General features: G+C 58.5%; 21 protein-coding genes and 2 tRNA genes. 13 read left to right on the top strand and 10 right to left on the bottom strand.

The annotated features are described in order from the left end of the window. Window positions 1-6 precede the first annotated feature (6 nt). On the bottom strand, window positions 7-1,251 hold the full coding sequence (gene chrA / locus HS103_10605; protein ID MBE7513249.1) for a chromate efflux transporter: 1,245 nt from the start codon (window positions 1,249-1,251) through the stop codon (window positions 7-9). Between the two features lie 49 nt (window positions 1,252-1,300). On the opposite strand from chrA, the gene HS103_10600 reads away from it, so the two are divergent. The 12 genes from HS103_10600 (at window position 1,301) to HS103_10545 (ending at window position 12,435) form a co-directional block, all read left to right on the top strand. After that, window positions 1,301-1,372: transfer RNA gene (locus HS103_10600), tRNA-Met, on the top strand. 155 nt (window positions 1,373-1,527) lie between these two features. Then, a complete protein-coding gene (locus tag HS103_10595) occupies window positions 1,528-2,634 on the top strand; it encodes an aminopeptidase (protein MBE7513248.1) in 1,107 nt (368 codons plus the stop codon). Window positions 2,635-2,719: 85 nt separating this feature from the next. Then, window positions 2,720-3,394, top strand: coding sequence for a viroplasmin family protein (locus tag HS103_10590; protein ID MBE7513247.1), 675 nt, complete (start codon window positions 2,720-2,722; stop codon window positions 3,392-3,394). 49 nt (window positions 3,395-3,443) lie between these two features. Further along, window positions 3,444-3,947: a DinB family protein gene (locus tag HS103_10585; protein MBE7513246.1), complete on the top strand. Its 504-nt coding sequence runs from the start codon at window positions 3,444-3,446 to the stop codon at window positions 3,945-3,947. A gap of 37 nt (window positions 3,948-3,984) precedes the next feature. Next, the gene (locus HS103_10580; GenBank protein ID MBE7513245.1) at window positions 3,985-4,659 is read left to right on the top strand and encodes a pentapeptide repeat-containing protein; all 675 of its coding nucleotides are present in this window, start codon (window positions 3,985-3,987) and stop codon (window positions 4,657-4,659) included. 388 nt (window positions 4,660-5,047) lie between these two features. Further along, window positions 5,048-6,487, top strand: a complete 1,440-nt coding sequence (locus tag HS103_10575) for an aldehyde dehydrogenase family protein (GenBank protein ID MBE7513244.1) — start codon at window positions 5,048-5,050, stop codon at window positions 6,485-6,487. 153 nt (window positions 6,488-6,640) lie between these two features. Then, entirely contained in the window at window positions 6,641-7,171 is a 531-nt protein-coding gene (coaD, locus tag HS103_10570; protein MBE7513243.1) for a pantetheine-phosphate adenylyltransferase, read from the top strand. A gap of 43 nt (window positions 7,172-7,214) precedes the next feature. After that, a complete protein-coding gene (locus HS103_10565; GenBank protein MBE7513242.1) occupies window positions 7,215-7,862 on the top strand; it encodes a hypothetical protein in 648 nt (215 codons plus the stop codon). 80 nt (window positions 7,863-7,942) lie between these two features. Continuing rightward, window positions 7,943-8,014, top strand: a tRNA-Thr gene (locus HS103_10560). Between the two features lie 132 nt (window positions 8,015-8,146). Further along, complete coding sequence (locus HS103_10555) at window positions 8,147-10,126, top strand: PD40 domain-containing protein (protein MBE7513241.1); 1,980 nt, start codon at window positions 8,147-8,149, stop codon at window positions 10,124-10,126. Window positions 10,127-10,202: 76 nt separating this feature from the next. Beyond that, window positions 10,203-10,748, top strand: coding sequence for a biotin/lipoyl-binding protein (locus tag HS103_10550; protein ID MBE7513240.1), 546 nt, complete (start codon window positions 10,203-10,205; stop codon window positions 10,746-10,748). A gap of 280 nt (window positions 10,749-11,028) precedes the next feature. Beyond that, window positions 11,029-12,435, top strand: coding sequence for an asparagine--tRNA ligase (locus HS103_10545; protein ID MBE7513239.1), 1,407 nt, complete (start codon window positions 11,029-11,031; stop codon window positions 12,433-12,435). 93 nt (window positions 12,436-12,528) lie between these two features. On the opposite strand, the gene HS103_10540 is transcribed toward HS103_10545, so the two are convergent. The 9 genes from HS103_10540 to HS103_10500 all read right to left on the bottom strand — a co-directional run bounded on the left by HS103_10540 (window position 12,529) and on the right by HS103_10500 (window position 22,802). Beyond that, window positions 12,529-13,026 (bottom strand): hypothetical protein, encoded by a 498-nt coding sequence (locus tag HS103_10540; GenBank protein MBE7513238.1) that lies wholly within the window; start codon window positions 13,024-13,026, stop codon window positions 12,529-12,531. Further along, on the bottom strand, window positions 13,023-13,808 hold the full coding sequence (locus HS103_10535) for a hypothetical protein (protein MBE7513237.1): 786 nt from the start codon (window positions 13,806-13,808) through the stop codon (window positions 13,023-13,025). The genes HS103_10540 and HS103_10535 overlap by 4 nt, the downstream gene beginning before the upstream one ends. Before the next feature lie 84 nt (window positions 13,809-13,892). Next, a complete protein-coding gene (locus HS103_10530; GenBank protein MBE7513236.1) occupies window positions 13,893-15,242 on the bottom strand; it encodes an FHIPEP family type III secretion protein in 1,350 nt (449 codons plus the stop codon). Then, window positions 15,242-18,643, bottom strand: coding sequence for a hypothetical protein (locus tag HS103_10525; protein MBE7513235.1), 3,402 nt, complete (start codon window positions 18,641-18,643; stop codon window positions 15,242-15,244). The genes HS103_10530 and HS103_10525 overlap by 1 nt, the downstream gene beginning before the upstream one ends. Then, complete coding sequence (locus tag HS103_10520) at window positions 18,640-20,154, bottom strand: CHAT domain-containing protein (protein MBE7513234.1); 1,515 nt, start codon at window positions 20,152-20,154, stop codon at window positions 18,640-18,642. The genes HS103_10525 and HS103_10520 overlap by 4 nt, the downstream gene beginning before the upstream one ends. Window positions 20,155-20,335: 181 nt before the next feature. Beyond that, a complete protein-coding gene (locus tag HS103_10515) occupies window positions 20,336-20,587 on the bottom strand; it encodes a hypothetical protein (GenBank protein MBE7513233.1) in 252 nt (83 codons plus the stop codon). Between the two features lie 93 nt (window positions 20,588-20,680). Continuing rightward, complete coding sequence (locus HS103_10510) at window positions 20,681-21,358, bottom strand: GAP family protein (GenBank protein MBE7513232.1); 678 nt, start codon at window positions 21,356-21,358, stop codon at window positions 20,681-20,683. Continuing rightward, the gene (locus tag HS103_10505) at window positions 21,355-21,915 is read right to left on the bottom strand and encodes a TetR/AcrR family transcriptional regulator (protein ID MBE7513231.1); all 561 of its coding nucleotides are present in this window, start codon (window positions 21,913-21,915) and stop codon (window positions 21,355-21,357) included. The genes HS103_10510 and HS103_10505 overlap by 4 nt, the downstream gene beginning before the upstream one ends. Window positions 21,916-22,175: 260 nt before the next feature. Beyond that, window positions 22,176-22,802 (bottom strand): TetR/AcrR family transcriptional regulator, encoded by a 627-nt coding sequence (locus HS103_10500; protein MBE7513230.1) that lies wholly within the window; start codon window positions 22,800-22,802, stop codon window positions 22,176-22,178. Between the two features lie 192 nt (window positions 22,803-22,994). On the opposite strand from HS103_10500, the gene HS103_10495 reads away from it, so the two are divergent. After that, window positions 22,995-23,915 carry a serine/threonine protein kinase gene (locus HS103_10495; protein MBE7513229.1) on the top strand — a complete coding sequence of 307 codons (921 nt, stop codon included), beginning with the start codon at window positions 22,995-22,997 and terminating at the stop codon, window positions 23,913-23,915. Window positions 23,916-24,002 lie beyond the last annotated feature (87 nt).

The following is a 24,002-nucleotide window of genomic DNA, read 5'->3' as shown; positions in this document are numbered from 1 at the left end:
ATCACCCTATACCCACCCCAAAAACGCCCGCATCACGCCGACAATGATTCCCATCCCCACTAAGCGCAGCGCTGACCACCGCCACCGTTCCGAGGCGAGAAAAGCCGCCCCCAACAAGCCTACCGAGAGCCACTCCACACCCCCGCCGACGAGCAGCGTCCCCCATGTTAGGGTGACGAATGTCCCTACCAGCAGGGCGATCACGCCCGCGTTGACTCCCTTCAAAAAGTCCATTACCGCCGCCGAACGGCGCACATAGGGAATTACCCGCCCGAACAGCAAGACAATCACAAATGCCGGAAGGAACACTCCCACCGCCGATGCCAACGCCGGAATCACCCCCGCCCATAAATTGTTGGGCGTCGCCGTCATGATGAACCCCGCCGCCGCCGAGGTACTGAGGACAGGACCGGGCGTTGCCTGCCCAATGGCAAGCGCATCCAAAAGCTGTTGTTGGGTCAGCCACCCTGTCTCAAGGACAAACGCACGTTCCATATAACTGGCAAGGACAAACCCGCTCCCAAACAGCGTTCCGCCAATGAGGACAAAGCGGGCAAAAAGATCAAGGGCAGTGGGGCGGATCCCCTCGATCACTTGTCCCACGACACCCACAAAGGGCAGCCACCACAGGACCCCCGCACTCAGCCGCCGCCGCCATATCACGTACAGCGCTCCACACAGGATCAGCAAAAGGAATTCGGAGATCGGCAGGGGGGCAAGCCCCATAAGACCCATCAGCGGGGGAAGGGTCAGGGCTGTGACCAGCAGCGCCCAACCAAACAAAAAGCGCATTGCCCTGTTATCCAGTGCCTTCACGCCGAGACGCAGCGCGGCACTAGCGATCAGGACAAGGATGATCGGTTTCATCCCCACCAAAATCCCCTGTACCAACCGCCACAGGATGGATTCACGGGGGAGCGTCCCCGCCGCCACATAAATTGCCGCCCCCACCGCCGAAAAAACGACAGCGGGCAAGACAAAGCCAATAGCAGCCATCATCTGCCCCCAAAACCCGCCCTTCAGCAAGCCGATATGGAACGCCATTTCGGTGCTGTTCGGACCCGGCACAAGGTTGATCGCCGCCAAGACCTCTAAGAATTCGTCGTTGTCCAGCCACTTCCGGCGCTCTACCAACTCACGCTGCATAAAGGCGAGGTGAGCGACGGGTCCGCCAAAACTGAGCAAGCCAAAGATCAAAAAGGTGCGCAGAATCTCCATCTGCGAGATCGGCGCGGGATCGGGTTCTACCAAAAGTTCCCCCTTTACACAGGCGATGACTCTGCTATACTACCACCTATATCGCGGGGTAGAGCAGTGGCAGCTCGTCGGGCTCATAACCCGGAGGTCGTAGGTTCGAATCCTACCCCCGCAAAGCCACCAAAAAAGCCAGAGAAACTCTGGCTTTTTTCATTCCGATGCGCGGCGGATAGCTTGAATCACCCTCCCTGCATTGCGACTTTTTACCCCTCATGCTAAGCTACAGCGCGTAAACATCTTCTTGATTTTGCAGTCTCTAAAGGTGGTTTTATGGATTCCCGCACTCAAAAAATGGCGGAAGTGATCGTGAATTATTCGCTGGCGGTCAAACCCGGCGAGGTCTGTTTATTCCGAGGGACTTCGCCATTGGCGCAGCCGCTTATGCGGGCGCTCACCGCCGAGGCACTCAAGGCAGGCGGCGTCCCGTTCAATTACGTCCACATGAGCGGCGAGGGCGTCGTTTTGTTGGAACACGGCGCGGTAGCGCAGATTGAACGCCTAAATCCGATGCTCAAGCTGATGTACGAAACAGCATCGTGCATCGTGCGCATTGAGGCGGAAGAAGAAACCGGCGCGTTGGTCGCCTTCCCACCCGAAAAACAACAAGCGTACATGCGCTCCAAAGGAGGGATCATCAACATTCAGATGGATCGGGAGGCAGCGCGAACGCTCCGCCGCTGCACAACCCTTTACCCCACGCCCGCCTATGCCCGCGACGCCGGCATGAGCGAGACCGATTACGAAAATTTCGTCTTTGGGGCGTGCATGGTTGCCGAGCCAGACCCGCTTCGCTTTTGGCACGAACTCTCCGCCATGCAAGACAAGCTGATCACCTGGCTGCGCGGGAAGAAAGCCTTCCATGTGCAAGGCAAAAACATCGATCTCACCTTCAGCGCCGAAGGACGCCTTTGGGAAAACGCCAACGGGAAATTTAACTTTCCCGATGGCGAAATCTTCACCGGACCCGTCGAAAACAGCGTGAACGGGTGGGTGCGCTTCACCTATCCGGCAATCTACAATGGGAATATCGTGCGCGGGGCAGAACTTCATTTCAAGGATGGCGTCGTCGTGAAGGCGACGGCAGCCGAGAACGAATCGTTTCTACTCGCCACCCTCGATACCGATGAAGGGGCGCGGCGTCTGGGCGAATTTGCTATTGGGACGAATCGCGGGGTGAATCGCTTCACAGGGCAAATCCTCTTTGATGAGAAGATTCAGGGGACGGTTCACATGGCGTTGGGGAAGGCGTATGCCAGCACCGGCGCAGTGAACCATTCGGCAATCCATTGGGACATGATCTGCGACATGCGCGATGGTGGCGTGATCCGTGTTGATGGTGAAACCTTCTACGAGAACGGTGAATTTTTGGTGCTGTAGGGCGTGCCGGATGAGATGGTGGGCGACCACACAGGGTCGCCCCTACAGGCGTGTTTTTATCCTAGCACCTCCCCAGAAAGGTATTATGGCTGCGAAACCCGTAAAAAAATGGTACGTCGTCTGGGCGGGGCGCACCCCGGGTATCTACGAGACATGGGCGGCGTGTGAGGCACAGGTAAAGGGCTTTCCTCAGGCGCGGCATAAGGCGTTCCTCTCCCTTGCCGAGGCAAAGGCAGCCTTTGAGCAGCCCGCTGAGTCGTACATCAAGAAAGGCACGCCCCCTTCCGCCGAAGGGCAGCCCGCCGCAAAACCAGCCCATGTGGTGCGCACCGCCCGTACAGCCCCCCTGCCAGAGTTGATCTGGGACAGTTGGGCGGTGGATGCCGCCTGTGCGGGCGTGCCGGGTCCGGTGGAATATCGGGGGGTGGACACCTATACAAAAGAAGAACTTTTTCGCGTGGGACCCTACCCCGATGGGACGAACAACATCGGGGAGTTTTTGGCGATTGTTCACGCCCTTGCCCTCCTCACAAAGGCGGGCAAGACTACCCCCGTCTACAGTGACTCCCGCACAGCAATCAGTTGGGTGCGCCAGAAAAAATGCAAGACAACCCATCTGCGCCGCGCCTCGAACGATACCCTGTTCGAACTTGTGGAGAGGGCGGAAAAATGGCTGAACGAACATGAGTACAGCAGTCCCGTCCTCAAGTGGGAAACTTCTCATTGGGGCGAAAATCCGGCAGATTTTGGACGGAAGTAAAGACGCCCCACCGTCCCCTACGAACACACAGAAGGACTACCCGCACACCATGACCCATCCCCTTGTTTTGCAACTGCGCTTCACCCGCAGCGAGTTTCAACGGGCGCTGGCAGGAATCAGCGAGGAAGACGGTTTCCGCCGCATTGAGCCAATGAATTCCCTCGGTTGGGTGGTCGCCCATTTGTCGTGGCAAGAACAGCGCTATTGGCTGACGGCGGCGCAAGGACAGACCCCTTTTCCCGACGTGAACGATGCTGGATTCGGCAAACCCGCCAGCACACCGTCGATCAGCGCTATGTGGGAGGTCTGGCGGACGATCACGGCTGCCGCCGACCCCTTCCTAGAGACGATCACCACCGACCTTTTGACGACCCACTTCACCCTGAACGAAAAGTCTCTCCCCGAAAGCATCGGATCGATGCTGCGGCGGATGACGTATCACTATTGGTATCACATCGGGGAGTCGCAGGCGATCCGCCAACTTTTGGGGCATACCGATTTGGGCGTGTTCGTTGGGGCGATCCACGCCGAAGCGCCTTACATCCCCGAATGATAGGGCGCAGGGCAGCCTCTAAACAGAAAGAAACGGCATGAACAAACGGTGGCTTTTGCTTATTGGCGGCGTCTTGCTCATCCTGACCCTCGTCCCCACCGCATGGGGGTTGGCTGACCAGAGCGGATCAAAGATCGCTGATCTCGCCCTCAATTTTGGGTCGGGCATGGCAGGGACGTTCATCACCTTCCTCTTGTTCAATTGGCTTTTGAACGGGGTGGAAAAGCGTCTTCAGACCGAGCGTGATGTCCAAAAACTGCTGCTCCAAGCGCGAAGCAAAAACCGCGTCGATACCTACCGCGCCCTGCTTGAACTGAACGTCGATGGGCTGCTCTCGAAGGATGCCAGCCTGTTGGAATCGAAGGATTTTAGCGAGGCGGATTGGACAGAAGCGGCGCTGAAAGGCTGCGGCTTGCGCAATGTGATCCTGAATCGGACGACGGCGAATGCTGCCGATTTCCGCGATGCCGATCTGCGTGGGGCGCGTTTTCTCTATGCCACGCTGCGCGGGGCGATTTTCAGCCGCGCCAACCTTGAACGGGTTGATTTTTCCCACGCGGACTTAACAGGGGCAAAGTTAGCGAACGCGCTGAACCTTCAGCAGGTGGAATTCACCGGCGCGACGATGCCCAACGGAATCCCCTTTGATGCCGCCGATCAAGGGGTGCTTGATGCCGAGGCGTTCCGCACCAAATACCTGATTCAGGATTAGCGCGGGTGGGGCTGCCAGATAAGGCTTGTCCGAAGCGAAGTACCCCCACAAGGAAAAAACGGGATCGCTCATCATCCCGCCGCTAAAAGGCGTGTCGGCAAATAGAAAAGGAACATCTGCCAAGAAGGGGTAAACTCAAAAGTGACCAAACTAGGCTGTGGCGACGTTTTTAGTTCAGAACCCCAGTCCCCCCGCTCCCTTTCCCTGTCTGCGGGAAAAGAAGGAGCGATTCTGCGGGTGAGGGGGCTTCCCCTCAAAAAATGGATTCCCCCTTCTCCCAGTGGGAGAGCGGGTACACGCCGAAGGCGGGTCGCCGGGGGATGAGGGCAACGGCATAACCCCTATCTATACTAACGTAGATTTTAGATGAGATAAGGATACCGTGCTGATGACCTCGCCACTGCCTGAACCACGCGATTACATCGACGGGCAGACAGCCCCCCCCACCCGCACCCTTGAGACATGGTTAGAAGACCCCACCACTGCGGAGCGTCTTCAGCCCATGCGGGCGACGGACGATGCCGCCCTTGAACGGGCGTTGGCGGCGGCATGGCGCGTCCACAGCGAGGGGACGTGGGCGGGGCTACCCCTCTCGGAGCGGGCGGCGTATCTTGCCGCGCTCGCCGCCGAACTGGACTCCCGCAAGGAAAGGATTGCTGAACTCGAATCACGCACGACAGGGGCGGTAATCGGCACAACGAGTATGCTGACAATCATCGTCAGCGGGGCATGGCATTTGGCAATCCAACAGATGGAGGCGCACGCCGCTCCGCTGATCATGGAGGGACCGAACGGCAATCCGACGGAGATCCATCGCCAGACTTGGGGTCCGGCGCTGGCACTCGTCCCCTGGAACGCCCCCGCACCGATGGCGGCACACAAGGTCGCTAACGCGCTGGCGGCGGGCTGTCCGGTGATTTTGAAACCCTCAGAATTCGCCCCCCAGGGCTGCGATGTCTTTGCTGAGGCAGCGGCGGCGGCGAAACTCCCACCGGGGGTTTTCCAGATTGTGCATGGGGCGGCAGCGCAAGGGGCGACCCTCGTTGCCGATCCGCGCATCAAGGCGATCAGTTTCACTGGCGGGTTGGAGGGCGGGCGGGCAATTGCACGGGCGTGCGCGGCAGATTTCAAGCCCGCCCAGTTGGAGCTTGGCGGCAACAATCCAGTGATCGTCTTAGAGGATGCCGATCTGGACAAGACGGCAGCGGGTATAGTGAACCTGATGACCGCTCTGAATGGGCAGTGGTGTCGGGCGTTAGGGCGCTTGATCATCCATGAAACGATTGCCGAGCGTCTGCTAGAGATGGTCTTGGAACGCTTGCGCGGGGTAAAGGTTGGTCACCCACTTGCCTCCGAAAGCGCGATGGGTCCGCTGATCCACTCCCGCCATGTGGCAAAACTGCGTGGGCAGATCGAGGCGCTGCAACGCAAGGGCGGCACGACACACAGCACAACACCGCTCCCCGAAGGGGGGAATTACCTCGCCCCCACGTTAATCACTGGAGTTCACCCCGCCGATGCTCAAGATGAGTTGTTCGGACCCATCGGGACGGTACATCCCTTCCGTACCGATGACGAGGCGCTGGCGCTGGCAAACGGCACCCCCTACGGGTTGGAGGGCTATCTCTTTGCCGGCGATAGTGAACGCGCCATGCGCATTGGGCGGCGCGTCCATGCGGGCGGGGTCAAAGTGAACGGCTCTAGCATGATGAGCCTGAACCTTTTTGCCCCCCGTCCGGCATGGGGATGGAGCGGCTACAGTGAGGAAGGGACGGTGGAGACTTACCGCTTTTTCTGCGGGACACGAGTCGTTGGCGTGGAGGGGTGATCCCCTGTTGTTGCCCACTGCGCCGCCGCATCCCCCTGTAGGGACACCTTAGAGGGCGTCCGCACACCTCCAGTGATTCATCGATGTGCGAAATTTAAAATTTAACGATACCCTTAAAGGTAAGAGAAGGAGAGGAAACGAAAAAAGATGGCTATTCGTCGCGGGGTGTACCCGGGTTCGTTTGACCCAGCGCATTTTGGGCATATTGACATTGTGACGCGAGCGGCGCGGGTTTTCGAGGAAGTCTATGTCGCCGTTTATGACCGCCCGGCGAAGAAACTGCTGTTCAATGTCCATGAGCGCGTTGCCATGTTGGAGAAATCCCTGCACGCCCTTTCCAACGTAAAGGTTGCATCCTACAGCGGATTGACTGTAGACTATGCGAAAAAGATTGGCGCGTATGCGATCATTCGCGGCTTGCGGGTTTTTTCTGATTTTGAGTTGGAATTCCGCATGGCGCTGGCAAACCGCCGCCTAGCGCCAGAAATTGAGATGGTCACCTTCATTGCCGATGAGCGTCACCTTCATCTCAGTTCCAGCACCGTGCGCGAGGTTGCCTCACTTGGCGGGGATGTCTCCAGCATGGCGCCGTCTCATATTTGCGAGGCGTTAGGGCAAAAATTTAGTGAACAGCGCCAAAATGGAATTGAGCGCGATTACGTGATCAGTTTGGGTGATTCTTAAATCATACCTATACCATACCAACGCGGGGGGGGATTGACCGGCTATGGATATTCAGCACCTTGTAGATCGGCTGGAAGAACTCATCGATGAGGGACGTCATGTTTGGTTGACGAAATTGACCCTGATTGATGAGGAACGCGCCTTAGAAGTTATTGATCAGATGCGCATCTCCGTTCCAGAGGAGATCGACAAGGCAAATCGCATTCTGACGCAGCGGGATCGCCTCATGGCACAGGCAGGCGAAGAAGCCGCCCGCGTTGTCGATCAGGCGAAGGATAAAGCCGAAATGCTCATCCAGCGGGACGCGATCACCCAAGCGGCACAAAACCGCGCCGCACAGATCATCGAACAGGCGCGGTTGGATGCTGAGCAAATCCGCTCTGATGCCGATAGTTATGTGTTGGATGTGCTGCGCGAGTTTGAATCCCACCTATTGAAAACAATGAACATCGTCCGCAACGGGATCAACAAGATCGTCCAAGATCGAGAGATCATGCGCGGCGGAAGTAACGTCTCGGCAGCCGTCCCCGCCACAACGCCGGCACCCTCGAATCCGGTCACGCCCATTTCGACCCCTGTTCCAGCACAGCCCGCCGCCCAACCGCCCTCTAAGCCCACCCTCAAGCCGACAGACATTGCGGCGAAGGTCGATGTGCCGCTGGATGTGAACGCCGACGCCGAGACAAGCTAGGGGGCGGGGGAACAGCACGCCTCTGCCCTTGACGCAAATGAGGGAGGTCACTATAATTACCCTCAATCGATATGTCCCTTGCCACCTTAGCTCAATGGCAGAGCATTCGCTTCGTAAGCGAGGGGTTTCGGGTTCAAGTCCCGAAGGTGGCTCAAGACGCTCCTGTAAAGGGGCGTTTTTTATTTCCCTTTTTGCTCACGTTAATACGCCCCGCCGCGCAAAAATGGGCTATCATGGAAGCAAGAGCAGCGAGGGTGATTAGGTTCTTTCAAAAGGAGTCTGGAATGACCAATTCTTTTCGACGTGCGTTTCCCATTGCAGTACTGCTGGTGCTGTGCGTTCCCTTCCTCTCTCTGACCTCGCCTGTTCGTGCGCAAGGCGGTCCCAGCGAGACCATCCTTGACGCCATTTTCAATGATCTGAGCAGCCGCATTGGGAAAAGCGTTAGCTGGCGACGGATGGATGGGCAGTACCTTTGGGAAGAAGTCGCCGTGAGCAACGACAACCTCGGCTGCACCGTTGGGGCGGGGGCAGCGCCGGGCGTCACCCGCGCTTGGAAGGTCGATATCACCCTGCGTGACGTGGGGAGCTACGAATACCGCACAACGCTGAATGGCGGTGTGATCCTCTACTGCACGGGGACGGGGCTTGGGGCGACAACAGGCGGCGCAGATCCCACCGCGCCGCCGCCAGTGATTCCTGTCGCGGGTGGGAAAGTTGCGGTGGAAGCGCTCGGTACAACTACAACGACAACCTATAACATCCCCGTTTTAGCCTATGTGGGCGACAGTGGCAATGTGCGTGTCTTGCAAGCTGCGCCGAACGTGCCAGCAACAAACGTGACGGGTGATGCCAACGGCGGACGTGACGCCGCCAGCCCCTATTGGACGGCAGACGCCTATTATGACAACCTCACGTGGTCGCCCGATGGCTCGCGCTTTGCCTTCACGAAGCGGACGGAAAACAGCCAAGAACTTTATGTCGCCACCTCGGGCAGCGCACCGCTCCGCGTGGCAACGGGAATCATGACCGAGATCGGGGTTGCGTGGTCGCTGGATGGGACGTCGGTTCTTTATCCCGTCTTTACCGGACAGCCCTCGGCAACCAACCCAAACGATGTACTGATCCAAGTGCAGGGCGTGCTAGCAACTGGTGGACAGCCCTTTGTTGCGGGCAGTTTTGCCTTTGGCGTTGGCTGCGGCGGAGGTGGTTACAGCGCCGCTTACCAACGTGCCATGATGGATACCGGCTATGAAGGGTCGCAAAAACGCCTCGTCTACACCGGACAGGGGATTCTCCACACGACAAACTGCACCGGACGGGGCATGGCGCTGACGGGCTTTGATGGCACCGTCCGCTGGACGCTGCCGAACTATGGACGGTTCGCCCTCTCGCCTGATGGCTTGAAGATTGCCGCCGTTCAGTTTGCGGCGGATGGCAGCCCCACGTCGACTGGCTTGGCAATCATTGACTTGGTCAGCGGCGCGATTACGCCGCTGGCGACCCTCCCCGGTGTGGATCGCGTCGTGTGGCTACCCGGCGGGGCGACACTTGTTTACACGACGAATGTCCTTTCCCGCACGGTCAGCCCGCCGCCGGGCAGTGGGCTTGACCCGATCTCTGGCGGGAACGGCGCGGTCAACAGCCTTGGGCTGCATACTGTCCCCGCAACGGGCGGCGCATCTACGACACTCTACACAACAGAAGGGTTCGCCTTTGGCACATTGAGCGCCAGCACCCAAACGAACCTGATCGCCTTCACCCTGATCACCTCCGACGCGGAGATGATCCTCGCCAGCGCCAACGGGATGGCGGCAGCGTTGGCGGCGGCTCCTGTTTGGCGGATTGGTCTGACGCCCACCCTGCCCAATCAGCCGGGCTATCCCTTCTTCTTAGCGGGCAATGGGATGAAACCTGTTCTCAGCACGGGGAGCGCGTTCGTCGCTGTTCCCGCCCAAATCACCGGCGCGGGGTCAATCAGTGGGACAAGTGGGAATAACCCCTTAGGGTTGGTGGTTGGCGGGCAGGCTTATGTTCCAGCGGGCGGCAATGTGAACGTCCGGCGGCAGCCAGCCGTTGCTGCCGATAACGTCGTTGGGCTGCTCCGTCCGGGCGATGTGGTAATCATTCAGAGCGGTCCGCAGGTGGTCAACGGGCTGCGCTGGTGGAATGTCGTGCGCACTCCCGATGGGCTAAGCGGATGGGTCGTGGATCAATTCACCAATGCGGCGGGGAATATCGAAAACAACCTGATGCCGCGTTAGAGACTCTGTTTGGTACGGGGGCGGGCAAAATCGTATCACCGCCCCCTGTGCGGTAGAATTCGCGCAACGGATGCTCGTGATCCGTGTATTTACCTTAGATGTTATGTTGTTGGAGTGTCATGACACTGTGAAATACCTGACCACCGTTCACGGAAAGACCTTTGAAATTGAGATCGGGCAAGATGGGCAAGTGATCGTGAACGGACAGCCGCGCACGGTGGACTTTGCCCGCATCACGGACACGCTTTATTCCGTGATTGTCAACAACGAGAGCATCGAAGCGCTTGTCGAACGGCGCGATGCCGTCTACGACCTGCTGATGTTCGGTGATCTCTACGAGGTGGAGGTGAAAGACGAACGCCAGCAGCGCCTTTTGAACACGGCGGGCGGCATGGCGGTAGGACACGGCGAGATCACCGTAAAATCGCCCATGCCGGGCTTGATCGTTGATGTCCGGGTGACCGAGGGGCAAGAAGTCCATAAGGGACAGGCATTGGTCGTCTTGGAATCGATGAAGATGGAAAATGAATTGAAAGCGCCCCGCGCCGGAACAGTCGGGCGAATCTTCGTCAAAAAGGGCGAGGGTGTGGAGCAAAACAAGCCGCTGATTACCTTAAGTTAAGGTCTGTTGGCAGTGTAAACTGAGCAGCGGACGCCCCAGAGGGTGTCCCTATAGGGGCGCGGGGGGATGAGAGCAACGGCGTAACGCCTAAACAAAATTGCCTAATAACTCACCTTACGCAGTTGGGTTTGTTCACCGCCTATTCATCGAAAAGGGCAGTTTGAGGGGGAAGCCCCCTCAAAAAGTGCATTCCCCCTCTCCGCGCAGCGGGAGAGGGGGGTAGGGGGTGAGGGTCTGTGTGTAAGGTGAGCAACAACCTATGGCTAAAAACTGAGGATTTATGATACCGATTGTTCGTATTGCTGATCTCGCCAACCACGTTGGCGAAGAAGTCACCGTGCGCGGCTGGCTCTATGATCGGACGGGGAAGGGTAAGCTCGCCTTCCTCAAAGTCCGCGATGGTTCAGGCATTTGCCAATGTGTCGCCTTTAAACCGGAACTTCCCGAAGAAACCTTTGCCGCCGCCGAAAAACTCCCGCAGGAATCCTCCCTGAGTGTGACGGGGATTGTCAAGAAAGATGATCGCGCCCCGGGTTATCCGGGCGGCTACGAAATTGGGGTGAAGGCGCTCAGCGTTCTCCAAACAGCGGATGAGTACCCAATCACCCCGAAAGAACACGGCATTGAATTCCTTATGGATCAGCGCCATTTGTGGGTGCGCTCCTCCCGCCAATGGGCGATCTTGCGCATCCGGGCGACGATCATCAGCACGATTCGGAATTGGCTTGATGATCACGGCTTTCTGCTGGTGGATACACCGATCATCACCCCTGCCGCTGGCGAATCGACCTCGGAGTTGTTCGAGATCAGCTACTTTGAGGATGTCGCCTACCTTGCCCAGACGGGGCAGCTTTACAACGAAGCGAACATCATGGCGCACGGCAAGGTGTATTGTTTTGGTCCCACCTTCCGCTCAGAAAAATCGAAGACGCGCCGCCACCTTGCCGAATTTTGGATGGTTGAGCCGGAGATGGCGTTTTACTCCCTTGAAAACATGATGGATATGGAAGAACAGTTCATCAGCGCCATTGTCGGGCGTGTCCTCGAAAAGCATCGGCTGGAACTGAGCATTCTAGAGCGGGACACAACCTTCCTTGAAAAAGTGACTGCGCCCTTCCCGCGCATCAGCTATGACGAGGCGGTGACGCGCCTGAACACGCTCTCCAGCGAGGCAAGTGATGCCGAGATCATTCGTCTGCTGCGCGTGGAGGAAACCCCTCCCGAAGGCAAAACCCATGCGCAGCACCTTGCCGACCTCCGCGCCTTGTTGAAGATTGACTGGGGGAACGATTTCGGTTCCCCGCACGAGACGGCGCTGACACAGGGCTTTGAGAAGCCCGTGTTCGTCTACCATTACCCAACGGCGGTGAAGGCGTTTTACATGCAGCCTGTCGAAGGGCGTCCAGAGGTCTGCCGCAGCGTCGATCTGCTTGCTCCGGAGGGCTACGGCGAGGTGACAGGCGGCAGCGAGCGCATTTATGACCGTGATCTGATCGAGCAGCGGGTGGCGACGATAGGCATCAACCGCGAGAACTATGCGTGGTATCTCGATCTGCGCCGCTTCGGGAGCGTCCCCCATTCTGGTTTTGGCTTGGGTGTGGAACGCAGTGTGGCGTGGATTTGCGGCTTGCAGCACATCCGCGAAGCCGTCCCCTATGCGCGGACGTTGAATCGGAAATACCCGTAGGGGTGAGGTGCAAGGCGCAATAGCGCGGGCGACCATACAGGGTCGCCCCTACGGGATACGGGCGACATAGGACAGCGACCCGTACCCCACCACCTAAGGCAGGGAGCGGTAGATCGTGTTCAACTCGTTTTCCAAATTACGCAGCTCGTCAAACTGGCGGTTGATTGCCGCGATAAAGCTGGGCATATCGAGGGCGCTCCCTAAACTGTATGCCTCAAGGGTGCGCACAGTGTCATCGGTGACGGTGTTGAGCAATTCATAGTGACGGGCGGCACAGGGTGGATAAGGCGCAGCAAGGGCGACACTGCGGACGGAGATCAGCCGATTCAAAATCGGTGTGAACTGTCCGGGGGGGGTGGTCAGACTTTTGTTCACAATGTCGGTGAATTCCGCTGTCAGGTTGGTGGCACGTTGCAGCCATTGCTCCAGACCTCGTTTGGGGCAGGTTTCGGCATTGATTGGTTCGGTTGTGGGCGGCGAGCCAAAGATCGGCGTGAAGGTGGGTGGGGGTGGGGCGCTGCCCCCGCAGGCACTCAAGCTGAGCGCAAGGGCAAGGCTGAGGGCAGCAAGGCGTGGACGAAAAGGACTCATGGTGTGACTCCTGTGGGCAGGGTGACAAAGTGCAAAAGGGTGATCGCGTAGACAATGGGTGTTGGCGGTGTGTCGGCATCGGCTAGAGTGAGGTGGGCACGTGCCGCCGCAATAATATACAAGGCATCGGCAGAAAGCGAAATGATTGCCCCCGGTTCAGGATCATACCACACCGCTTCATCACGCACCTGACGGACAAACGCTAAACGCCGCAACTGGGTGTCGTAGAGGGTGATCTCTTTGCGGCTGTTTAAGGCGGCAACCAACCGCCCGTCGGCGTTGGCAGTCAGGGCGATCACACGGGAATCCGTCCCCGCCGCTTGGAATGCCCCCACTTGATCGCCTTTATGGGCGTCATACAGGCGAATGATCCCCTCATCATCAACAACATAGAGATGTCCATTGGGCGTTACCCCACAACGCGGGGCGCTGCTGTGTGCGTTCAGCTTCAGCCGCCGGAAGTGCGCCGCATCCATATCAGCATGGTTCAACCAATAATCCGGCTGCTCCGCTGAGGACGCTCGCTCCACGCTAATCGTCGTCCGCCAGATGGTGCCCTCAGCCCCCTCGGCACGTTCTGTCGCTGCTGTGTTTTCGCCACTGGCAAAGGCACGCTCGCTGAAGGCAAGGGTGATTGAAAGATCATGTACCCCTAGATCAAAATGGGCGACCTCTCCGCCGAGTTCGATATACAGGCGTCCATCCTCAAGGGCGAAGGCAGAGGCAAGATCAAGCGGGGCGTCTGTTGTGATCAGCCGCGAAAAAAGTTGTTTATAAGGCACAGCCGCCCTCACCTATCCTGTGTCTACGCCAAAGAAACGCCACCCCATTCTATCTACTTCATGCCCCCTTTACCATGCGAACAATCACGCCAAACCCACCACACCCCGACTGGTGATGGCTGCCTTTGGCGGAAGTTCATCCTCGGCTATGACCGTCAGACGTGGTAAAGCAGGACGCAGATGCGCCACCACCGCACGCCGCAGCGCTGGCGGAACGCGCACAATGACCGTCCCGCCCAACGCCTCGAACTGGTCAACCAGCCGCAGCACATCCTCCCGACGGAGTGCGGCACGAAAGACTGCCTGAGCATCTTCGGCAAGATCATAAACGCCCTGTCCGCAGAAGGCGGCAAAGCGCAGCCACTGCGAACGCCGCGCTCCGGCGATCAGTCCGTCAAGGTCGTCCCGATTTGGGGCAGTGAGCATTCCGTGAAGAATACCCCGCACATCCCGGAGGGGCAGCCCCTCCCGCAGCAAAGCGCGGCACACCTCCGCAACCTGTTCTGGGCTGAATGTTTCCCGCGCCACACGAACGGTTTCGCTGTTGAAGGTGGCGGCGCTCGTCAGCAGAGAGTCTGTCGTTTCGGGGGTGACGAACGCCGCCGCCTGATCCCGAATCATTTGCGCCGCCGAGAGGATCAAAAACCCGAAGGGTGTCCACAACGTACAGCCAAGCTCATTCAGAGCGAGGCGGTTTGCCTCAGAAACCACCCCCACTGCCCCCGCTGTGAAGTTCGTCGGGTTGGCGCAGGGCTGTCCGCTACCTGCGTTGAAATAGGGCATCAGCCACCCTAAATCGCCATTGACAAAGATCTCCCCGCTGGCAAGCCCCTGTCTGGGCGTCGTCTGAACGCCATTGATCTCGAAGGCGAAGGTTCGTGCGGGGAGGGTGTGGCTGGCGGAAAAGGCAAAGGGGGGAAGGGCAATCCCCAACTCGCCCATCATCCCATCGCGCAGGAAGGGAAAATTGGCGCGATTCGCCTCACTATCTTCGCGGGTTAGCTCTCTGAGGTAATCGGCTGCCACACAGACGGTGATGGGGGCGGTTGAGGTGAGGGGGGGCGTCAGTGTCGCCGCACAGAGCGCCTCGACAAAGCGGTATGCCAGCGCCGGATTTGCCTCTGCGGTGGCATCTAGCCACGCCGCGAGGTCGCCCCGTGTGGCGCTATGGCGAGGGTGATTCCCGCTGAGCGATGCCCGCACCGCTTCAAGATGTTCAAGGGCGGTTAGACGAGGTTCACCCGCTACCGTCAGACGGAAGGGGCGTTCGGCGGGGTGGAGCAGCACCGTCTCCGTTGTGAAGGTGGTTTCCCTGCTAAATTTGGAGGCGGGGGGCTGTACCAGTGCCGCCGCCAGGGGCGATCCCGCCGAAAGCCCTATCGTGACAGCGATTTGTGTTTGTCCTGTCTGCTGCGAATCGGCTGCCATCGGCATTAGTTCGATTCCCTCCCGTCTAAGAAGGCGATCACCTTCGCCACCGTATCCAATTCTGGGTGTGCCAGCGCTTCGAGAATGGGTTTTCCTTCAAGCACCGGACGGCGCTCCGCCAACAGCCCGCGCAAAACCTCTGAGAGGCGCAGTTTTGCCGCCGTATCGGGCAGCAGGCGAGTGATCAGATCGGGGACACCCGGCTGTGTTTGCCACGCCGGAAGGATATACAGCGCCAGATCGTCCAAAAAGGCAAAAGAGGGGAGGTGTCCCTCTAGGATGCGCCCTAGTGCTTCCATTGCAGCGGTGATCGGGTCGGGCAGCGATTCGTCTGCCGTCCCCACCTCCACGAGTATCTCATCCAGCAAGATGCGGTAGCCATAGCGCGTCTCTGCCCCTGTCTCGCGCAGGCGTATCCCCGGTGGGCGGACGCCATAGGTCGCCATCAGGCGTTCGCGCAGCGCCGGAAGGTAGGTTTCAAAGACAGCCCCCTCACCCCGCCGTGTCGCATCGGTGATCAAGCCCTCATCCAGTTCAAGGTAGATCGGTGTGTAGACGGCGGGGATGGGCGCAGGTTGTGGGGCAACCAAGCCAAAATGGACGTTTAGGAAGGCGCTAAGCTGTGTTTGGGCGGCAGCCCACAGAGTCTGCTTATCGGCGCTGCTGCTTTCCTTCAGCGCCGCCAAGAGTGAATCAAGCTCCCAATAGGTTTCTGCATCGGGGAGCAGGCTGACCATCTGAGTGCCGAGATGGGCATTAAGTGCCTCTCCAAAGCGTTCCCTGACGAGGGGCGTATCACCCTCGCGTAGAAAGGCGAGGAAGGCGTGCCGTTCGGCAAGGCGCAGACTCAATTCGCCCGTTGGGGGCGGGTGCAGGTTGTGCAGCGTCCTGAGGGCGAGCAGCGCCTCATCGCTGCGTCCTATGCGGATGTGGCGATCCACCTCGACAAGGAAGGCAGTACGGGCAACAGCGGCGTTTTCGGCGCACTCCCGCAGATCGGGATCGTCGTTGAGGGGCATGTCCTCATAGGTGAGGACAACCTCTTGCCATGATGCAGCGCCATCCTCAGCGGCGAAGGTGCGCAGGCGGGCAACCCCGCTCTGGAGCGCCACCCGCGCCCGGCGGGTAAGGGCGGGCGAGGTGAGCGCCCCTTCTAACTCGTTCAGCGGTTCAATCGGGTACTGCTGCAAATCGGCAAGGCGCTCCAAGCCGATCTGCTGCCAGACGGCGATCAAGCGTTTCAGATCATCGGCATAAGGTTTATCCGCCGTGTAATGGGCGATGATCTTCAAATCCGCCCCGATGTAATCGGCTAAGACGCGGGTGTTCGTGGCGCTTGCCAATGCCGCCCGCACAAAGCGATCCGCCCGCGTCAGATCACCGAGGGCGGCGTAGCACATCGCCATGTTGAATTCGTTGGCGGCAGCCTCCCGTTCAGAAATGGCGATCTCGTCCCGATAAAAGGGGAGGACAGCCTCGTAACCGTTGGCAATCATCCGTAGGTAGGCACAGCGTCGTTCGTCGCCTTCGCCGTGCCGTTCGGCGTCTTCCGCCTTAGCCACGCTCTCAAGGACGTAAGCGTGAAAGTCCTCCCAACGCTCTAACGCCGCCAGCGCGGTGGTCTTGATCTCCACCGCCCACCCTAAGCCCGCCCTTGCCCAGACGTAATCCTTGCCAGCGAGGACAGCATTCATGAGGGCGAGGGCTTCTTCCGCCTTGCCCTCGTGGAGCATGATGAAGGCGGTAATGGCGTCGCACCAATCCTCAATTTCGGGCGTCTCCTCCAACTCCAAGCGGCGGGGGATCAATTCGCGGGCGGCGGCATATTCGCCAGCATTGACGAAAATGATAATCGCCTCCCCGACGACATAGCGATCCTGTGGGAGCAGGGCAAGCGCTCGCCGAACAGTATCGACAGCGTTGGTATCCAGCCACAAGGCGGCGAAACTCTGGGCGAGGGCAATCCAAAAGTAGGCGTCCTCGCGGTTTTTTTGCCAGCCGCGTTCCAGTGTCAGGTGGCTTTCCCAAATCAACTCCCCTTTCGGGCGGGGAGGCGGCTCAAGCTGTGCTTGCTGCCCAAGCTGGCGGGCGCGGAGGGTGTACGTCCAGTTGTACTCGGCGCTTTGCCCACCAAAAGACATCCCTCGATGGTAGAGATCAATGCTCCGTTCGAGCATCGATCCATCGACATAAGGCGGGCGGTTCAGGTAGCTGGCGATCAGGTAGGTATCCGATCCGCTCCAATACAGCCCTTGCCAACGTTCCCACCAGGCGCGACGGGCGTCGCCATCTGGTGGGGGGGAAAGCAGGTTGATCGCCGCCTCATACGCCGCCCCCGATTCGCGCAGATCGTCAGCGTTGTTCGTCGTTTGGTAAGACCACTGGTGACGCTGCGCCGTCTCGCGGTATGCCTCTGCCGCCTCCTCTACACGGTTTAGCCCGCGCAACAGATCGCCGCGCAGTTGGTGGGCAATCTTTTCTGGGTAGGGCAGGGAAGTGGGCGCTTTCATGCCCAGGGCAATCGCTTCATCCGCCGCCTTCAGCGCCAGATCGGGCTGCATCCGCTGAAGGGTGTAGCCCGCTTGCAGGTAAAGATTGCCAGAACGCGGCGCAAAGTAGGCGCGGAATGTATTCAGGAAATCGCCCACGCCGGCGCGTTGGAGGGCGGCAATGGCGGCATCAAAGTACTTATCCGCCTCGCCCCACTGTTCCTCGCGCTCAGCAAGGAGACCCAACCCAACGAGCGCCCCACTGACAGCGTGTGCCGTATCGAGGGTGGGCGTTTGGGCGGCAGCCTTCTGATAGGCGGCACGGGCGGTATCAAATGCCCCTTCTAAGCGGGCGAGGTCGGCGGCGGCTACGTCGATCAGGGGCAGGTCGGCGGCGCGTTTTTTCGCCAGCGCTAAGAGATTCCGCGCCATTTCGAAATCATCGGCTGCTGCCCGCGCCATATGGGCTCTCGCGGCAAGGATCAGTAGGAGGGCGGCATCTTCTTTCCCCAAATCGGGCTGGTTGATCAGCCGTTGAAGCATGGACAGCGCACCCACCGGATTATCCTCAGCCACTGCCGCCAGTCCTTCCTCAAAGAGCGCCCGCTCCGTCCCGCTGAAGGGGCAGCGCCCCATGAGCGCCTTCCCCTGATCGCTATCCCACGCGGTGAGCGCCTCGGTAAAGGTGCGCAGCCAGCCGCCGCGGCTGATCATTGTCACCTCAAAAATGGCGCGGCGCAGGTCAGCAAGGATGGTCGCCCATGCCTCCGCCTGTTTTTCTGCCGCCGCAAATGCGCTCATCGTGGGGTTGGCTGCCAACGCCTGAAGAAGAGCATCGGCAAAAGGGATTCCGGCATCTATGGCACGCTGGCGGGCATCGTCAAAGGGCGTCTGACGGGGAAAACTGCGGGCGCTCATAAACCATCCTTTCCGGCGTCAAGGTGGGCAATCAGAGGGGCGAGAGAGGGCTTGTCGTCTAACTCACCATCAAGGGTGAGCAGGAAGGCAGCAAACCGTTCGCGGCGGCTTTCGGCATCGGGGAGGGTATTTAACTCCGTCTCTAGAGTCCGCAGGCGGGTGATGTAGAGACTCTGATCAATGACGGAGAGTGCCAGCCCCTCGCGCACCATCTTTCGCGCCGCTTGGAACAATTCTTTGCGCCCTTCCATACCCCCCGCTGCCATAGGGCTAGAGGCAGGGCTAGGGACGTTGGCAGGTGCGGTGCTAGGGGCGGTGCGGGCAACACCGCTGTCGCTTTTGTCTCGTTCGCCCCCTTCGGGGTGGCTTTCTCCGGCAAGACGCATGATCTGACCACTGTTCGTGCGCATGTAAAGCACGGGCGCCCCAAAAGCATACATCGCCTTTTGCTCGTTGGCATACTCGTACTGGCGCATGGCGACAGAATCGCGGGCGGTCTGCACCGCCAGACCGAGGTTGAGCGTCTTGAGAAATTCGCGGTAAAAGGCATCCATAAAATCAACCATGATCGGGTTGTTCAACGCTTGTTGCATGGCGATCACCGCAGGGACATCGGCACGCCCCATGAGGGTTTTGACGAAACGATCCAGCACATCGGCAAAGCGCGAACTGCCGGGCGTCTCGTTGATCTGCAAGATGATCAATTTGAGGTGGGATTCCCCCCGTGCGCAGATATTGCCGAACGTCTCGGCGTTGATCCAGTTGGGGGTGGCATCGTTGGCGGCACGGGCAAGCCCGATCTCGCCATCGCGTCCATCGGAGCGCCCCGGCGCCACAATATGAAGGATGTTGGGGAGGGGGATTTTACTGGCTGTTTTATCCAGCGCCGTTTGAAAATCGCCAAAGGTTAGGTTGGTGGGGGGCGCAATCAGGCGGATTGTCTGCTGCTCAAGGTCGGTTAGGCGCTTGCGGAGGGCGTCGGCATACCCCTGAATACGGGCAAGAGGTGGCTCGCCTTCGGGGTCGTCCATGCTCGCTTGCAACACAGCGATATTCAGTTTATCCGTCTGAAAATCAGGATGTTCCGCCTGTGTGCGAATGTAGCGTGTGAGAACCATGATGCTGTGGCGGCTGATAAACCGCCCTGTTTTGGGATACCACAAGTATTCCCAGGGCAGTTTTGCCAGTTCGTTGTTATCGCTAAATTCCAGTTCGATACGGACGATCTGATCGCGGCGTTTCGCCTGAACAAGCGCCGCCTCTAGCAGATCGCGGGTATCGGCGTTGGGGAAAAGAATTTCAAACAGACAGTGACCAAAGACCTCGAATTCGCGCTCTGAACGAAAGACATCGCTGCGCTGAATCCATTTTTGAAGCATGTCTATCATGCGGCGAGGAAAGGCATCGGAGGCGCAAATATCCCCTTCGGCGGTGCGGCTGCGATCCGCGTTCACCATGAGGACGCGATTCCCCTTGATTTCAATCGAGAGGCGGTATTCTTGCTCTGGCATAGCTATCCTATGGTAGGCTGGTACGCCCAACGCCCGATCTGCACCTGAATCCGTCATTAATTGTACAGGGGATTGGCAGGGAAGGGTACAGGGGCTGCGCAGCGGGGGGAAGATAGGGGGCGGACGCCTCGGGTGGCGTCCTTACGAGGTGCGGTGATGGGGCATGATGCGAAAGGGGGCGTCAGACTTCTTTATCGGAAAAGGAGTCGGGGTCTTCCGCCATCTGACGGCGGACTTCGGCAAGCTCATCCTCGGTAGGGGAAAGCCCAATGTGCGTGAGGGCATCCTCCATTGTGGCAAGGGTCGTCCGATCCACCTTGCCAGCAGCATCCTGAATCATCCCTGTTAGGCGTTGCATCAAGACAAGTTTATCGACCAACGAGAGCATCTCGGCGGCAGCGGTGATTTCGTCTAGGCTAAGGGCAGCGACCATGTTGTAGACCTCCTCGCATACTACCCTGCACTATAGCATAGATCAGGGTCATTTTGCCCCCATGATGCTTACAACATAGGGCGGCGCATCCGTTTAGCCGAACAGCGCTGCTCCCGTCAGAAGGAAGCCCGCTGCGTTCAACACAAGCCCAAAGCCGAAGACAATCGCCAACCACTTCATGATGTGCGGCATCCAACGCTGGATGGACTGATTGATGCGCTCGATAATGCCCCCCCACTGGCGCCGAAACAGCAGATAGATCAGTAGAAAGGCAAAAAGTGGGAGACTAAACACGGCATTATAGAGGAGCAGTGCCAGCACATTGTGGGGCATGGGCATCTTTGCCTGCGCAATTTGCTCAATGGCGACGAAATAGGGGAGCGCCGTTGTCACCTCGTTGCCGATCACCACAATCCCTAACATAAAACTGGCAGTGAGGGTCAGAGAGCGTGGCTTGCGCTGTTCTTGGGGTTGCGCCTGAGGTTTCAACCACAGCCCAACACCGAGGATCACCAGCCCAACCGCCAGCTGCAACCCGTACAGCAGGGTTGGTGAAGCCTGTGATAGCCAGCCAACGATCACCGTCCGCGCCCCGATCAAGATGAGGATGCCGCCCACAAAATAGGCAAGCACCCCGCCGGCGATATAGCTCAGAACGCGAGGCACGGGGCGTCGTGTGGTCAGCAGGTACAATTGGGCAATAAAAAGTGATGGGTTGATGCTATCCAACAGTCCAATCCCTACGATGGAAAGCAGTAATCCGCCAGTCATATGGCTGCCTCCACCCAGTTGAGGAGTTCGTTCAACACGAGGTAACGTTCTTCAGGGTTGCTGACGCCGATACCCATTAGCCGTTCCTGCCAGTAGGAGTCGGCTGCCATACGGATCGCCCGGACGCGGGCTAAGGGCAGCCCATCGCTGCTCAGTCGCGCCTCCCACGCCCGATGATCGGTTTGGACAAGCCGCAGCAGATTGGGATATTCGGTGATAGCGGAGAGGAGCATCACCAGCAGTTCCATCGACAGCGAGTCCTCAGCGGCAAAGGTGGCGCGGACATAAGCACGTAGCCAGCGCCCCACCCCTTGCGATTCTCGCTCGTAAAATCCCTGCACCTGCTGCTCATATTCGGTGAGAAGTTGGCGCAGAAGGGCTTCTATCAAGGCTTCTTTGGTGGGAAAGTGATGCAGCAAGCCCCCTTTGCTGATGGCGCTGGCTTTTGCCACCGCGTCCAGTGTTAGATGATGTGCGCCGTGCTGCCTGAGTGTGTTGAGCGCTGCCTCAACCAAGTGCGTGCGGGTTTGGGCTGCCGCTTGTTGTTTACTGTTCATCCTCACCTTCCAACGCAAACCGTCCAGACGGTTTGCGTTGGATGCCAATTATACCGTCCGGCTGGTCGGTGTCAAGGTGTTGGGTGAGGGGTTAGGAAATAAGGAAGAAGGACTTATTGCATGCAGTACCCTCGCTGGTTGGACTGCAACCAGCCTTCTGACAAGAAGGACGGGCGTTTATTACTTTCCCCCTTGATCACTGCCACATGCCCATCGGTAAGTATATCATGACGATCAGGGGCATCAACCAATAAGGGGGGTCAGTTTCCTTGAAAAATGTTGTAGGGATTTGTCTCTGGCAAAAGACCATCAATGAGGCGGCAAATACCCTCCACAATACGCCCCTGCGTGTAGCCACGCCCGCGTACAAGGTAGCCCACCGCCCGCACATCGATCAGCAGAAAAATCATATCGGTGATCATCTCTAGATCGCCTTTGGGTCGCAGCGGGCGCAGCAGCCCAATAATCGTTTGCCGCCACCACCCATGCGCTCGCCAATGCGCTGCAGCATAGGTAGACCCGGCATCGGGCAGATTCAACATCGCCTCATGTTCGACAACGAAGGCAATGACCGCACTTAGAAACCAATGCAATTTATGGCGAGGGGAATCGGGTTTGGCAAAGCGGCGGAAAGATCGCGCTTGGAGATCGCGTTGGTCAGCATCCAAAAGGGCGATGCACAGCATCATTTTGCTCTCAAAGTGGCGGTAGAGCGTTCCTTTGCCAACCCCTGCTGCCACCGCAATTGCCGTCATAGAGACAGCTTCCACCCCTTGTTCGGCAAAAAGTTGTTTGGCGGCGGTCAGGATCAAATCGCGATTTTTTTGCGCGTCAGCGCGGGTCTGGCGCGTATTGTCTTGAAAGAAATCGTCTAAATCGTCACTCATGAAGCTGAATCTTAGAGGATTTTTGATTCGGCGCAAGTGGGGAGGGAGTGGAAGAAGTGGGCGACCATGTGGGTCGCCCATAGAAGTTTGCGAGGAGAAGAGCAGACCTGAAAAGATCGAAGATCATGGTACACTCGTGAGGGCAATGAACAAGGCATCAGCACACCACAACCTTGTGAGGGGGCGTTTCCCATGCGTAATGCATTTGAAGGGCTGGTTTTGGGTGGGTATCGCGTTGGAAAAGTCATCGGGGAAGGGGGGATGGGGTTTGTCTTTCAAGCGATCCTTGATGGATCGCCAGAGATTTACGCGATCAAGATCATGCTCCCCGAATATTCAGGAGACGCCGAATTTCGCAGCCGCTTCAAACGCGAGGCAGCCTTGCTGAGCCAGTTGCAGCATCCGAACATCATCCCTGTTTATGCGGTTGGGGCGCACACAGTAAGCGCAGAGCAGACGTTGTTGTACTTCATCATGCGCTTGGTGCGCGGCGTCTCCCTTTACGATCTGATGCAAAAACGACACTTTTCCCCGATTGCCGCATGGCAAGTCTTGAATCCGATTGCCAGAGCGCTTGATTATGCCCACAGTTACAATGTTATTCACCGCGACATCAAACCGGGAAATATCCTCATCGAGGTTGTCAAAAACGAGGACGAACCCGCCGAAAATCAGGTCTACCTTGCCGATTTCGGGTTGAGCAAAGTCTTGGACTGGACGAAACTGACCCAAGCCGGAATCAGCGTGGGGACGCCGGAATATATGTCCCCCGAACAAGTCCTTGACGAACTGATCACGCCCGCCTCTGATGTCTATTCCCTGACCGCCGTCCTGTTCGAGATGCTCTTGGGGCGCTACCCCTTCTATGACAAGCGCCCAGAACGGCTTGCCTTCAAGCATGTCAGCGAAAAAATTCCCTTTCCAACCGTGCTTAGCGCCGGGTTTCCGCCAGCACTGGAGGCAGTGATCCTGAAGGGGCTGGCAAAAAAGCCGGAGCAGCGTTACGCCTCGGCGGGAGAATTCAGCCTTGCCTATGCCGAGGCGGTGCGGACGCTGACTCCAGCCGAACGACGCGGGGATTATTGGGTCGGTCCGCCAGCGGGAACGACATAGGGGGATGGCGGGCGATATACCATGAGGGGGCGAGGGGGCGGGCGACCACGTGGGGTCGCCCCCACTTGGACAACGCCCTAGCCCCTT

Source organism: Anaerolineales bacterium (genome assembly GCA_015075625.1).
Taxonomy (GTDB): domain Bacteria; phylum Chloroflexota; class Anaerolineae; order Aggregatilineales; family UBA2796; genus UBA2796.
The sequence above is the reverse complement of the archived record's forward strand: the minus strand, read 5'-3'. Positions and strand labels throughout refer to the sequence as shown.

Coding starts and splice junctions, on each gene's coding strand:
- HS103_10575 (MBE7513244.1), top strand. CDS start 5,048: ATGACCTCGCCACTGCCTGAACCACGCGATTACATCGACGGGCAGACA.
- HS103_10505 (MBE7513231.1), bottom strand. CDS start 21,915: ATGAACAGTAAACAACAAGCGGCAGCCCAAACCCGCACGCACTTGGTT.
- HS103_10515 (MBE7513233.1), bottom strand. CDS start 20,587: ATGGTCGCTGCCCTTAGCCTAGACGAAATCACCGCTGCCGCCGAGATG.
- HS103_10595 (MBE7513248.1), top strand. CDS start 1,528: ATGGATTCCCGCACTCAAAAAATGGCGGAAGTGATCGTGAATTATTCG.
- HS103_10545 (MBE7513239.1), top strand. CDS start 11,029: ATGATACCGATTGTTCGTATTGCTGATCTCGCCAACCACGTTGGCGAA.
- HS103_10580 (MBE7513245.1), top strand. CDS start 3,985: ATGAACAAACGGTGGCTTTTGCTTATTGGCGGCGTCTTGCTCATCCTG.
- HS103_10555 (MBE7513241.1), top strand. CDS start 8,147: ATGACCAATTCTTTTCGACGTGCGTTTCCCATTGCAGTACTGCTGGTG.
- HS103_10530 (MBE7513236.1), bottom strand. CDS start 15,242: ATGCCGATGGCAGCCGATTCGCAGCAGACAGGACAAACACAAATCGCT.
- HS103_10520 (MBE7513234.1), bottom strand. CDS start 20,154: ATGCCAGAGCAAGAATACCGCCTCTCGATTGAAATCAAGGGGAATCGC.
- HS103_10495 (MBE7513229.1), top strand. CDS start 22,995: ATGCGTAATGCATTTGAAGGGCTGGTTTTGGGTGGGTATCGCGTTGGA.
- HS103_10540 (MBE7513238.1), bottom strand. CDS start 13,026: ATGAGTCCTTTTCGTCCACGCCTTGCTGCCCTCAGCCTTGCCCTTGCG.
- HS103_10565 (MBE7513242.1), top strand. CDS start 7,215: ATGGATATTCAGCACCTTGTAGATCGGCTGGAAGAACTCATCGATGAG.
- HS103_10500 (MBE7513230.1), bottom strand. CDS start 22,802: ATGAGTGACGATTTAGACGATTTCTTTCAAGACAATACGCGCCAGACC.
- HS103_10525 (MBE7513235.1), bottom strand. CDS start 18,643: ATGAGCGCCCGCAGTTTTCCCCGTCAGACGCCCTTTGACGATGCCCGC.
- HS103_10585 (MBE7513246.1), top strand. CDS start 3,444: ATGACCCATCCCCTTGTTTTGCAACTGCGCTTCACCCGCAGCGAGTTT.
- HS103_10510 (MBE7513232.1), bottom strand. CDS start 21,358: ATGACTGGCGGATTACTGCTTTCCATCGTAGGGATTGGACTGTTGGAT.
- HS103_10590 (MBE7513247.1), top strand. CDS start 2,720: ATGGCTGCGAAACCCGTAAAAAAATGGTACGTCGTCTGGGCGGGGCGC.